The sequence below is a fragment of the Pseudomonas wayambapalatensis genome, assembly GCF_049942315.1.
GTDB classification, from domain to species: domain Bacteria; phylum Pseudomonadota; class Gammaproteobacteria; order Pseudomonadales; family Pseudomonadaceae; genus Aquipseudomonas; species Aquipseudomonas wayambapalatensis.
In genome coordinates this window covers 64,316-76,933 of record NZ_JBNFMU010000232.1, presented here as the reverse complement: position 1 = coordinate 76,933, position 12,618 = coordinate 64,316, and the positions used below count along the sequence as shown (strand labels likewise).

Sequence of the window (12,618 nt, the reverse complement as noted above, 5' to 3'; positions counted from 1 at the left end):
GATGATCGACCACGGATCGAACGCGCGGCGACACAACACCACCTGGTGCAGGCTAAAGTGGAAGACAACCCAGACCACCGCCGAGCGCCCATGGCTTTCCACCGCCTGACCCGAACCCACCCACGCCTGAGCCTTGCCACGCTTGTTGGCCTGCTCGGCGGCTGGCTGATCCCCGCAGACGACTGGACGCAGCGTTTTCTCGCAGGCTGGAACCTCGGTGTCTGGCTGTACCTGGCGCTGGTGCTGTGGCTGACCTGGCGCGCTACATCCCAAACCGTGCGCAAGGTCGCCAATGTCGAGGACGAAAACGCAGGCCTGGTCCTGTTCACCGTCTGCATTGCAGCCATTGCCAGCCTGGTCGCCGTGACCCTGCAACTGGCGTCCAGTCGCGGCCTGCACGGCAGCGCGCAGGCCCTGCACTACCTGTATACCGGCCTGACCGTGGCCGGATCCTGGCTGTTGATCGGCTGTATCTTCAGCCTGCACTACGCGCGGCTGTTCTACACCGACAGCCACAAGGAGCCCCCTCTGCGCTTCGCCGATGGCGAACGCAACCCCGATTACTGGGACTTCCACTATTTCTCCTTCACCCTCAGTGTCGCGGTCCAGACCTCGGACATAGGCGTGGCCAGCCGAGCCATGCGCCGGGTGGTGCTGGCCCACTCCCTGGTCAGTTTCGTGTTCAACACCGCAATCCTGGGTTTCACCATCAATATCGCCGCCGGTCTGCTCAGTTGACCGCTGGTCCGAAAGCGCAGGTCGGTCAGGTTCGCGCCCGTTGCTCGCCAAGCCACGCGGAAAACGTTTGCCCCCATGGACGCCCGTGATTTGCCGGAGCCACGTGGATGTGACCTGTGTCATGCATTCGCCGATTTGTCATCTTCGCTGCGCGACACTGGCGCCGTAGCTGCTATGTTTAAGTTTCGCTGTCCCCCCTGCCCTTCACGACAAAGCCAGGCACAGGGTTCAGCGACCAGGCGCCCGAACACCCGGAAATGGAGGCTGGCATGAACAAGATGACGTTCCCCAACGCCTGCCAGGTGATGCGCTGGCATTTCCACCCGCTGGGCTTCGAGGCCAGCATGGATGCACCACGCAGCATGGTCGCGCGCTTGTTCGACCGGGCCACTGGCGAAACCCTGCTGGCCATCGCCGGCATTCCCTGCGCCGCGATCATGGCCGCGGCAGATGTGGAGCGCATCATCGAGGCAGTCGAAGCCGAGATGGACGCCTTCAACCCCTTCCCTACCCTGCGCGACGCGGGTTAGCCGTTCTCGCCCTGCGTCAGCCGTTGCATGAACTGCTCGGCCGGTACCGGCTGACCCAGCAAGTAGCCCTGCAGCGAATCGCAGCCCAGGCGGGTCAGGAAGTCCTGCTGACGATCGGTTTCAACGCCCTCGGCAACGATCCGCAAACCCAATGCCTGCCCCAACGCAACGATCGCCGAAACGATCGCAGCATCGTCGCTGTCATGCTCGAGGTCGCGGACAAAACCGCGGTCGATCTTCAGCTCGTTCGCCGGCAGGCGCTTGAGGTACATCAGGCTGGAATAGCCCGTCCCGAAGTCGTCGATGGACAAATCGACGCCCATGTCCGACAAGCGCTGCAACACCGTCAGGCTGGCATCGGCATCGCGCATGGCGGTGGTTTCGGTGATTTCCAGGGTCAGGCGGTTGGCCGGCAGGCCGTTGTCGGCCAAGGCTCGCGAGACACTGTCAACCAACCCTGAATGGCAGAACTGGATGGCCGACAGGTTCACCGCGATGCGCCAGTGTCCATGGCCCTGATCCAGCCACTGGCGCATCTGCCGGCAGGCTTCGCCCAGCACCCATTCGCCGATGGGGATGATCAGGCCGGTCTTCTCCGCCAGGCCGATGAAACGGTCCGGCAGCAACAGCCCTTGCTGCGGGTGCTCCCAACGCAACAAGGCCTCGGCACCGATCGGCGTACATTGGTGCGCTTCGAACTTGGGTTGGTAATACAGCCGGAACTGGTCATGCTCGAGCGCCGCGCGCAGGTCCTGCAGCAATTGCAGCTGCTGGCGGGCGTTACTGTTCATCGAGGTGTCGAAAAAACTGTAGCCGTTCTTGCCCGCGCTCTTGGCGTGATACATGGCCGCATCGGCATTGCGCAGCAGTTCGTGCTGGTCCTGGCCATTACCCGGGTAGAGCACGATACCCAGGCTTGCCGACAATTGCAGGTCGTGCTCTGCAACACGAAATGGCCTGGCTACCAGGTTGACCTGTTTGTCCGCCACGCCCACAGCATCGTCCGGTTCCTGCAACTCGACCAGCAGGACGAACTCGTCACCACCAATCCGCGCCAAGGTGTCCTGGCTATGCAGATGTCCACGCAGCCGCGCAGCCACCGCCTTGAGCAACTGGTCGCCAACATGGTGACCAAAGGCATCGTTGACCGGCTTGAACCCGTCCAGGTCGATGAACATCAGCGCAAAGCAACCACCTTGCTCTGCCACCTTGGCCATGGCCTGCTCGATACGGTCGGCCAGCAAGGTGCGGTTCGGCAGCCCGGTCAGGGTGTCGTGCAGGGCCAGTTGCGTCAGCTCCTGGTTGGCCTGGGTCAATGAGCGCGCAAGTTCCGCGGTGCGGGATTCGAGGCGCGCGTCCAGCACCGACGTCAGCAAGGCCACCGCCAGCACCGCCAGGGTGGTGATCAGTACTGCATAGTCCAGCCAGTCACCAGACAACCCGCCGACCAGCGCACCGCAGTAACTACCCTCGGGGAAGTTGGCCGCCGCCATGCCGGTGTAGTGCATGCCGACGATGGCAACCCCCATCAGCACCGCTGCGGCACCGCGGATCTGCCGAACGTACGGCGTCTGCCTGCGCAGGCGGAAGGCAATCCATAAGGCTGCCGCCGAGGCGCCCACGGCGATGGCCAGCGAAGCACCGAACAGCGCCGGGTCGTAGTCGATCCCGGGCAGCATCTGCAAGGCAGCCATGCCGGTGTAGTGCATGCAGGCAATCCCGGTGCCCATGAACAGCGCACCCAAGCCCACCTGCGGGCAACTCAACCGCGGCTGGCTGACCAACCACAAGGCAAAGCCTGCAGATAACACGGCGATCAGCAGTGACAACGCGGTCAAGCCCAGGTCGTAGCCCAGCTCGATGGGCAACTCGAAGGCCAACATGCCGATGAAATGCATCGACCAGATGCCGATTCCCATCGCCAGCGCCCCGCCGCCCATCCACAGATACACCGCGCGTCCCTTGGCGGTGGCGATGCGGCCTGCGAGGTCGAGTGCGGTGTAGGACGCCAGGATGGCCACGCACAGCGAGATCAACACCAGCGAAGAGGAGTAGCTACCTGTCAGCATTTCAAGTTCCGGCAGAGGGCGAGGAAGGGCCCGGAAAAGGCGGAGGATTTTACGCGAACAGGGAGGAAAGGCACGGGATTTTGCGGGGACTACAGGGTGGAAGATCCCGCGGTCGGTTACGCACGGTGCCGACGCTATCGCGGGCTTGCCCCGCGATAACGCCGGCACTGCAACCTTACTGTTTGTCAGCCTCTGCGAACGCCGGCCCCGCTTCCCAGCCGCCGCCCAATGCCGCGATCAACTGCACGCTGGCCACCAGGCGCCCCTGCAGCAGATTCAGCACACTGCGTTCGTTGCTCAGCGCCGTCGTCTGCACGTTCACCACATCCAGATAGCCGATCAATCCGGCACGGTACTGGTTCTCGGTCAGGCGCAACGATTCACGGGCAGCATCCAGCGCTTCCTGGCGTACCACCGCTTCGTCGGCATACACCTTCAACTGCACCAGGTAGTTCTCGACCTCCTTGAAGCCATCGAGCACCGTCTGGCGATACTGCGCTACGGTCTGGTCGTAGACCGCCACGGTGCGGTCCACCTCGGCGCTACGCTTGCCAGCGTCGAACAGGGTCAATGCCAGTTGTGGCCCGACCGACCAGTAGCGATTCGGCAGCTCGATCCAGTTGTTGAAGCTGCTGCTCGAATAGCCGCCATTCATGCTCAACGACAGATCGGGGAAATAGGCCGCGCGCGAGACGCCGATGTTCGAGTTGGCGGCCATGACCTTGCGTTCGGCCGAGGCGATATCCGGACGACGCTCCAGCAACTGCGACGGCAAGCTCACCGGGATCGGCGGCAGCGCAGGGATATCGTTGCTGGCGGCCAGCGAGAACTCGGCCGGCGCCTTGCCCATGAGCACGGCGATGGCATTTTCATACTGGGCGCGCTGCCAGGCCAGGTCGATCAGGTCGGCCTGGGTGCTCTTGAGCTGGGTACGTGCCTGGGCGACGGCGTCCGGGCCGGCGACGCCGGCGCGGTACTGGTTCTCGTTCATCCGCAGCGAGCGCTCGTAAGCGGCCACGGTGGCTTCGAGCAAGCGTTTCTGTTCGTCGATGACCCGCAGCTGCAGGTAGTTCTGTACCAGTTCCGACTGCTGGCTCAGGCGAATCGCCGCCATGTCGGCGAGGCTGGCCTGGGCGCTGGACTCGTTGGCATTCATGGTCTCGCGCAGTTTGCCCCAGAGGTCGATTTCCCAGCTCACGCCCAACTGCGCGTTGTAGGTGTCGCGAATGCCGCTGCTGTTGTTCGACAGGCTCGAGCTGGAACTGCCAGTGCCCTGGGCTGAACGGTTCTTGCTGGTGGTGAGGTTCAGCGACGGGAACAGCGACGCCCGGCTGCTGCGTACCAGGGCCTGGGCCTGACGGTACTGCGCTTCATACTGGGCGACAGTCTGGTTGCTGCGGTTGAGTTCCTCGACCAGGGCGTTCAGGCCCTTGTCGCCATACAGCTCCCACCAGGCACCGCGGGCGATGGCATCCGAGGGGTTGGCCTGGGTCCAGCCCTCGGCCTGCTTGAACTGCGTCGGGGTGCTGACCTCGGGGCGGTGATAATCGGGGCTCAGGGTACAGGCACTGAGCATCGCCACGCACAGGCCGGCGCCAAGCAGGCGCGATCCACGGCCACGGGTCAGCAATTGCAGGGCGCGGTGCAGCGGGGTCTGGGCAAAGTTCATAGCGGGGTTTCCAGGGCGGCGTCGGTGCGCACGCCGCGCCAACGGTTGAAACGGTGGCGCGCGCGGTCCAGGTACAGGTAGACCACGGGCGTGGTGTAAAGGGTGAGGATCTGGCTGAAGACCAGGCCACCGATGATCGTCAGGCCCAGCGGCTGGCGCATTTCCGCGCCTTCGGCCTGGCTGAGCAGCAACGGCAATGCGCCGAGGATGGCGGCGATGGTGGTCATCAGGATCGGTCGCAGGCGCAGCAGGCAGGCGCGACGGATCGACTCTTCCGGCGACAGGCCTTCATTGCGCTCCAGTTGCAGGGCCAGGTCGATCATCAGGATGGCGTTCTTCTTCACCACCCCGATCAGCAGGAACAGCCCCAGCAACGAGATCAGGCTGAACTCCCCGCCGGTCACGTAAAGCGTGAGCAATGCACCAACCCCCGCCGACGGCAGGGTCGAGAGGATGGTCAGCGGGTGGATGTAGCTCTCGTAGAGGATGCCCAGCACCAGGTACACCAGAACCAGTGCACCGAGGATCATCAACGGCTGACCCTGGGCGGTCTTGGTGAAGGCGTCGGCACTGCCACCGAGCTTGGCGATCACCGACTCCGGCAGGCCCAGCTTGGCCACCTCGCGCTCCAGCGCCGCCAGGGCCTGGTCGACGCTGTAGCCCTCGGCAACGTCGAAGGAGATGTCTTCGGAGGCGAACTGCCCCTCATGGCTGACCCGATCATTGGCCAGGCTGTTCTCGTAACGGGCGATGGTCGACAGCGGCACCCGCGCACCCTCGGCCGTGATCACCTGCACCTGCTCCAGGGTGCTCGGGTCCCAGGCGTATTTGGGGTTGATCTCCATTACCACCTGGTATTGGTTGAGGCTGTCGTAGATGGTCGAAATCTGCCGCTGGCTGTAGGCGTTGTTCAGCACGGCAGTGACCATGTCCATGTCAATGCCCAGGCGCTTGGCCTGGTCGCGATCGACCACCAGGGTCACTTGCTGGGTGCCGGCACCATCGCGGGCGTCGATGGCCGTCAGCTCGGGCAATTTGCGCAAGGCCGCGGCCACCTTGGGGAACCACTCGCGCAGGGCTGCCAGATCCCCGCTTTGCAGGGTGTAGAGGTATTGCGAGGTGCTTTGATCACGCCCTCCACCGCCCAGCTGCAGGTCCTGGTCGGCCATCAGGTACAGGCGCCCGCCCGGCACCTTCGGCAATTCCTTGCGCAGACGCTCGATGACCTTCTGCGCATTTTCCTTGCGCTCGGCGATCGGTTTCAGCCGTACCAGGACGAAGGCGTTGTTGGTGCCGCTGTTACCGCCAATGAAACCAGCGACGCTCTGCACGGCCGGGTCCTTGAGCAGCGCCCGGCGGTAGATTTCCATCTTCGGCTGCATCACGGTGAACGACAGCCCGTCATCGCCCCGCACGAAGCCCTGCAACTGACCGGTATCCTGCTGCGGCATCAGGGTCTTGGGCACGATCACGTACAGGGCGACGTTGAGCACGATGGTCGCCAACAGGCTGATCAGCGTCAGCCGGCGATGACGCACGGCCCAGCCCAGGCTCTTGTCGTACCCCTCGACCATGCGTTGGTGCACCCGGTCGCTCCAGCGCTGCAAACGCGTCTGGTGTTGTGGGGCATGGGGTTTGAGCCAGCGCGAGCAGAGCATCGGCGTGAGGGTCAGCGACACCAGCAGCGACACCAGGATTGCTGCGGCCAGGGTGATCGAAAACTCCTGGAACAGCCCGCGCACGATACCGCCCATGAACAGGATCGAGACGAACACCGCCACCAGCGAAACGTTCATCGACAGCAGGGTGAACCCCACTTCCTTGGCACCCAGAAACGCAGCGCGCATGGGCTTGGCGCCATTCTCGATGTGCCGGGAAATGTTCTCCAGCACCACGATGGCATCGTCCACCACCAGCCCTGTGGCCAGGATCAATGCCATCAGCGACAGGTTGTTCAGCGAAAAGCCACACAGGTACATGACCGCAAAGGTGCCCACCAGCGACACCGGCACGGCAAGGCTCGGAATCAACGAGGCACGCAGATTACCCAGGAACAGGTACACCACCAGGATCACCAGCACCACGGCAATCAGAAGCGTGTGCTCGGCTTCCTTGAGCGTGGCCTTGATCACCGGCGAGCGGTCCATGGCGACGTTGAGCTTGACGCTGGCCGGCAGCAGCGACTGCAGGGCCGGAAGCTGGTCCTTGATCTGTTGCACGGTCTGGATGATGTTGGCGTTGGTCTGGCGGTTGACCACCAGCAGCACCGCCGCATCGTCGTTGAAGAAACCGCTGTTGTAGCGGTTCTCGACACCGTCGCTGACCTTGGCCACATCGGCCAGGCGCAGGATGGCACCGTTCTGCTGGCGGATCACCAGCGGCTTGTAGTCATCGGCCTTTTCCAGCTGGTCGTTGGCGCGTACCTGCCAGTTGCGCTCGGCATCCTCGACGAAACCCATGGGGCGGCGCTGGTTGGCGTTGGCCACGGCGGTGCGTACATCGTCCAGCGCCAGGCCATACTGGTTGAGCAACTGGGGCTCAAGCTCGATGCGCACCGCCGGCAGCGAACTGCCGCCGATCTGCACTTCCCCTACCCCACTGACCTGCGACAGGCTCTGCGAGAGGATGGTGTCGGCCAGGTCGTACAACTGCCCTTTGGACAGCACGTCCGAGGTCAGCGACAGCACCATGATCGGCGCCTGCGACGGGTTGACCTTCTTGTAGGTGGGCATGCTGCGCATGCCGCTGGGCAGCAGGTTGCGGGTGGCGTTGATTGCAGCCTGCACCTCGCGCGCCGCGCCGTCGATGTCGCGCCCCAGGTCGAAGCCGATGATCACCCGTGTCGAGCCTTGGCTTGAGCTGCTGGTCAGGGTGCTGACCCCGGCGATGCTGCCCAGCTTGCGCTCCAGCGGCGTTGCCACGGTCGAGGCCATCACCTCCGGGCTTGCGCCTGGCAGGCTGGCCTGCACCACGATGACCGGGAAGTCCATCTGCGGCAGCGGCGAGACCGGCAGCAGGCCGAAACTGACGCCACCGAGCAGCATGATCGCCAGGCTCAGCAGCATGGTCGCCACGGGCCGGCGAATGAACGGTCCGGACAGGTTCATGCCTCGGCCTGCGCGGTATCAGCGGCCGGGCGCCAGCGGCGCGCCAGGCGGTCGAAGTAGAGGTAGATGACAGGCGTGGTGAACAGCGTCAGCACCTGGCTGACCAGCAGCCCGCCGACCATCACCAGGCCCAGCGGTTGGCGCAGTTCGGCGCCGGAGCCGGTGGCGAGCATCAGCGGCAAGGCACCGAACAGCGCTGCCAGGGTGGTCATCAGGATCGGCCGGAAGCGCAGCAGCGCGGCCTGATAGATCGCCTCGCGCGGACTCATGCCTTGGTGACGTTCCGCCTCCAGGGCGAAGTCGATCATCATGATCGCGTTCTTCTTGACGATACCGATCAGCAGGATGATACCGATGATGGCGATCATCCCAAGGTCGTTGCCACTGAGCAGCAGCGCCAGCAAGGCACCCACGGCCGCCGACGGCAGGGTCGAGAGGATGGTCACCGGGTGGATGTAGCTCTCGTAGAGCACGCCGAGCACGATGTACATGGTCACCACGGCGGCGAGGATCAACAGCAAGGTGCTCGACAGCGAGGCCTGGAAGGCTTCGGCGGCGCCCTGGAAGCGGGTCTGCACACCCAGCGGCATGCCGATGTCCTGCTGCACCTGCTCGATCACCTGCACCGCTTCGCCCAACGACACGCCCGACCCGAGGTTGAAGGACATCATCACGGCGGGGAACTGGCCGATGTGCGAAATGGCCAACTGTGCCTGGCGCTGTTCGATGCGCGCCAGCGCCGAGAGGCGAACCTGCCCGCCATCGGTGGCCTTGACGTGAATCGACTCCAGCGCCTGCGGGCCAATGCTGGCCGCAGCCTGCGACTGCAGCACCACGCGGTACTGGCTGGCCTGGGTGTAGATGGTCGAGATCTGCCGCTGCCCGAAGGCGTCGTACAAGGCGTTGGTGATCTGCGCGACGGTGATGCCCAGGCGGCTGGCCATGTCGCGGTCGATCACCAGGTACACCTGCAGGCCTTTGTCCTGCAGGTCGCTGGCAACGTCGGTGAGCTCAGGGCGCTGTTGCAGGGCATGGACCAGCTTGCCGCTCCACTCGGCGAGCATGTCCGGGTCAGGCGAGGACAGGCTGAACTGGTACTGGGTGCGGCTGACCCGGTCCTCGATGCTCAGGTCCTGTACCGGCTGCATGAACAGGCGAATACCCACCAGCCGGTCGAGCTGCGGCTGCAGGCGGCTGATCACCTGGCTGGCCGTGACATCGCGCTCGGCATGGGGCTTGAGGTTGATCAGCAGGCGCCCGCTGTTGAGCGTGGCGTTGTCCCCGTCCACACCAATGTACGAAGACAGGCTCTGTACCGCCGGATCCTGCAGGATCACCTTGCTCAGTGCCTGCTGGCGCTCGCTCATGGCGCTGAACGAGATGGACTGGGGGGCTTCGGAAATGCCCTGGATCACCCCGGTGTCCTGCACCGGGAAGAAGCCCTTGGGCACGATGATGTAGAGGAACACCGTCAGCGCCAGCGAGCCCACCGCCACCAGCAAGGTCAGCGGCTGGTGCTTGAGCACCCACGTCAGGGCGTGGCTGTAGCGTTCGATCAGCCAGTCGATCCAGGCACCACTGGCGCGGTAGAAGCGGCTCTGCTCTTCTTCCTTGGGTTCGCGCTTGAGCAAACGCGCGCACATCATCGGCGTGAGCGTGAGCGATACCACCAGCGAGATCAGGATCGCCACCGCCAGGGTGATGGCGAACTCGCGGAACAGCCGGCCGACGACATCGGCCATGAACAGCAGCGGAATCAGCACCGCGATCAGCGAGAAGGTCAGCGAAATCAGGGTGAATCCGATCTGCCGGGCGCCTTTGAGCGCCGCCTGCATCGGCGTTTCGCCTTCTTCGATGTGCCGGGAGATGTTCTCCAGCATGACGATGGCATCGTCCACCACGAAACCCGTGGCGATGGTCAGGGCCATCAAGGTCAGGTTGTTGATCGAAAAGCCGGCCAGGTACATCACACCGAAGGTGCCGATCAGCGACAGCGGTACGGCGATCGACGGAATGATCGTGGCGCTGACCCGCCGCAGGAAGACGAAGGTGACCATCACCACCAAGGCGATGGCGAACAGCAGCTCGTGCTGCACATCGCGCACCGCGGCGCGGATGGTCTGGGTTCGGTCGGTGAGCACGCTGACGTCGAGGCCGGCCGGCAGGTTGTCGGTGATCGACGGCAGCATCTCCTTGATGCGGTCGACCACTTCGATGACATTGGCCCCGGGCTGGCGCTGGATGTTCAGCAGCACCGCGTGGTTTTCATTGGCCCAGGCCGCCAGGCGCTCGTTCTCGGCACCGTCGACGATCTCGGCAACGTCCTTCAGGCGCAGCGGCGCGCCGTTGTTGTACTTGAGGATGAGGTTGGCGTATTCGTCGGGCGAACGCAGCTGGTCGTTGGCATCGAGCATCGACACCCGGGTCGGGCCATCGAAGTTGCCCTTGGGCTGGTTGACGTTGGAGGCGCCGATCAAGGTGCGCACATCGTCCAGGTTCAGGCCGTTGGCGGCCAGGGCATCGACGTTGACCTTGATCCGCACCGCCTGGCGCTGGCCGCCGGCGATGCTGACCATGCCGACGCCGCTGATCTGGGCGATTTTCTGCGCTACACGGGTGTCGACCAGGTCGTTGAGCTTGGGCAGCGGCATGGTGCCGGAACTGATGGCCAGGGTCAGCACCGGGGTATCGGCCGGGTTGACCTTGTTGTACACCGGCGGGGCCGGCAGGTCGCTGGGCAGCAGGTTGCTGGCGGCGTTGATCGCAGCCTGGACCTGCTGCTCGGCAACGTCCATGTTCATGTCCAGGTTGAAGCGCAGGGTCAGCACCGAGGCGCCGCCCGAACTGGTCGAGGCCATCTGGCTAAGGCCCGGCATCTGGCCGAACTGGCGTTCCAGCGGCGCAGTGACCGCGCTGGTCATCACCTGGGGGCTGGCGCCCGGGTAGAGGGTCATGACACGGATGGTCGGGTAATCGACCTGGGGCAAGGCTGCCACCGGCAGCATCTTGTAGGCGATCAGGCCGGCCAGGACGATGGCCAGCATGCTCAGCGTGGTGGCGACCGGGCGCAGGATGAACAGCCGCGAGATGTTCATGCGCCCGCCTTGCTCGACTCACCGGTCTGGGCCGAGCCCTTGGCTTCCTGGCCTTGCAGGTGCTGGCCAGGGGTGGTCGGCACTTGCGAGCTGTCGTCGACCACCTCGACCTGGGTGCCCTCGCGCAGGCGGTCGGTGCCTTCGAGCACCAGGCGCTCGCCGGCCTTCAGGCCCTCCAGGATCACGCTGTTCTCGCCGTCGCTGGCACCAACCTTGAGTTTGCGGACATTGACCTTGTTCTCGGCGTTGACCACATAGGCGAAGGTGCCGTCGTTGCCGAACTGGATCGCCGCCGCCGGGGCCAGCACCACCTGCTTGAGGGTATCGGCCAGCAGGCGCACGTTGACGAACTGGTTGGGGAACAGGGCGAGGTCCTTGTTCTCGAAGAAACCCTTGAACTTCAGGGTGCCAGTGGTGGTGTCGATCTGGTTGTCGAAACTGCCCAGCACACCGGTGGACTGCAGCTTGCGGTCACCGCGGTCCCAGGCCTCGACCGGCAGGCGCGCGCCACTGCGGTAGCGCTCGAGCACGGTGGCCAGTTCGGTTTCCGGGAGGGTGAAGGCGACGTTGATCGGTTCGGTCTGGGTGATCACCACCAGCGCGGTGGTGTCGTTGGCCGCCACCAGGTTGCCCAGATCGAGCTGGCGCAGGCCCAGGCGACCGCTGATGGGGGCACGAATCTGGGTGAACTCCAGGTTCAGGCGTGCGTCGTTCACCGCAGCCTGGTTGGTCTTGACCAGCCCCTGGAACTGCCCGACCTGGGCTTCGGCGGTGTCCAGTGTCTGCTTGGCGATGCTGTCTTCGGCGTACAGGCCTTTATAGCGGGCCAGATCGACCTGGGCGTTCTTCAGCTGCGCCTGGTTCTGCGCCAGGGTGCCCTCTGCCTGCTGCAGGGCGATCCGGTACGAGCGCGGGTCGATCTCGGCCAGCAGGTCGCCAGCCTTGACCTGCTGCCCTTCCTTGAAGTGGATCTTGACCAGCTCACCCGCCACCCGGCTGCGAACATTGACCGTGTTGGCCGCCGTGACCGTACCCAGTGCCTTGTAGTAGAGCGGGAAGTCGCCGACCCGCACAGGTTCGACGCGCACCGGCACCGGGTCGCTGGAGGCCCCGAAGCCTGGGCGCCCGCCTTTGCCCATGCGCACGCCCTGCTCCTTGTGCGTCGGGGCAGCGGCAGGCCACAGCCACCAGGCCAGCAAGGCCACCAGCAGCAGGATCAGCAGGCCGAACAGCCAGCGACGGGGAGAACGGGAGGCAGAAGCTTGCATGGGTTGAACGAACCTTGTTCAGAGAGTGGCGACCGGGGAGATTGAACGATAAGCACTGGCATCGCTTTAGCAAAGGGCCTTTACCAGGCATTTACCATTGGCTGACGTTGCTAAAACGATGAACTTTAAATGAAAACGGCCC

Annotated in this window: 7 protein-coding genes; 2 read left to right on the top strand and 5 right to left on the bottom strand. The window is 64.3% G+C overall.

What is annotated here, in order from left to right:
- Window positions 1-90 precede the first annotated feature (90 nt).
- Window positions 91-738: a DUF1345 domain-containing protein gene (locus ACPZMI_RS22910; RefSeq protein ID WP_426353139.1), complete on the top strand. Its 648-nt coding sequence runs from the start codon at window positions 91-93 to the stop codon at window positions 736-738.
- A 269-nt stretch (window positions 739-1,007) separates the two neighbouring features.
- Window positions 1,008-1,268 carry a DUF1652 domain-containing protein gene (locus ACPZMI_RS22905; protein ID WP_186664320.1) on the top strand — a complete coding sequence of 87 codons (261 nt, stop codon included), beginning with the start codon at window positions 1,008-1,010 and terminating at the stop codon, window positions 1,266-1,268.
- Here the strand turns inward: ACPZMI_RS22905 and ACPZMI_RS22900 are convergent.
- The 5 genes from ACPZMI_RS22900 to ACPZMI_RS22880 all read right to left on the bottom strand — a co-directional run bounded on the left by ACPZMI_RS22900 (window position 1,265) and on the right by ACPZMI_RS22880 (window position 12,476).
- The gene (locus ACPZMI_RS22900; RefSeq protein ID WP_426353138.1) at window positions 1,265-3,337 is read right to left on the bottom strand and encodes a putative bifunctional diguanylate cyclase/phosphodiesterase; all 2,073 of its coding nucleotides are present in this window, start codon (window positions 3,335-3,337) and stop codon (window positions 1,265-1,267) included. The genes ACPZMI_RS22905 and ACPZMI_RS22900 overlap by 4 nt on opposite strands.
- Before the next feature lie 175 nt (window positions 3,338-3,512).
- Window positions 3,513-5,006, bottom strand: a complete 1,494-nt coding sequence (locus ACPZMI_RS22895; protein ID WP_186664316.1) for an efflux transporter outer membrane subunit — start codon at window positions 5,004-5,006, stop codon at window positions 3,513-3,515.
- Window positions 5,003-8,113: an efflux RND transporter permease subunit gene (locus ACPZMI_RS22890; protein ID WP_186708926.1), complete on the bottom strand. Its 3,111-nt coding sequence runs from the start codon at window positions 8,111-8,113 to the stop codon at window positions 5,003-5,005. Before ACPZMI_RS22890 ends, ACPZMI_RS22895 begins: the two co-directional genes overlap by 4 nt.
- Complete coding sequence (locus ACPZMI_RS22885; protein WP_186664312.1) at window positions 8,110-11,208, bottom strand: MdtB/MuxB family multidrug efflux RND transporter permease subunit; 3,099 nt, start codon at window positions 11,206-11,208, stop codon at window positions 8,110-8,112. Before ACPZMI_RS22885 ends, ACPZMI_RS22890 begins: the two co-directional genes overlap by 4 nt.
- A complete protein-coding gene (locus ACPZMI_RS22880; protein ID WP_411382602.1) occupies window positions 11,205-12,476 on the bottom strand; it encodes an MdtA/MuxA family multidrug efflux RND transporter periplasmic adaptor subunit in 1,272 nt (423 codons plus the stop codon). The genes ACPZMI_RS22885 and ACPZMI_RS22880 overlap by 4 nt, the downstream gene beginning before the upstream one ends.
- Between the last annotated feature and the right edge of the window lie 142 nt (window positions 12,477-12,618).

Bases quoted from the DNA above. Each gene is read 5' to 3' on its own strand.
- ACPZMI_RS22910 (WP_426353139.1), top strand. From the start codon at position 91: ATGGCTTTCCACCGCCTGACCCGAACCCACCCACGCCTGAGCCTTGCC.
- ACPZMI_RS22885 (WP_186664312.1), bottom strand. From the start codon at position 11,208: ATGAACATCTCGCGGCTGTTCATCCTGCGCCCGGTCGCCACCACGCTG.
- ACPZMI_RS22880 (WP_411382602.1), bottom strand. From the start codon at position 12,476: ATGCAAGCTTCTGCCTCCCGTTCTCCCCGTCGCTGGCTGTTCGGCCTG.
- ACPZMI_RS22890 (WP_186708926.1), bottom strand. From the start codon at position 8,113: ATGAACCTGTCCGGACCGTTCATTCGCCGGCCCGTGGCGACCATGCTG.
- ACPZMI_RS22900 (WP_426353138.1), bottom strand. From the start codon at position 3,337: ATGCTGACAGGTAGCTACTCCTCTTCGCTGGTGTTGATCTCGCTGTGC.
- ACPZMI_RS22905 (WP_186664320.1), top strand. From the start codon at position 1,008: ATGAACAAGATGACGTTCCCCAACGCCTGCCAGGTGATGCGCTGGCAT.
- ACPZMI_RS22895 (WP_186664316.1), bottom strand. From the start codon at position 5,006: ATGAACTTTGCCCAGACCCCGCTGCACCGCGCCCTGCAATTGCTGACC.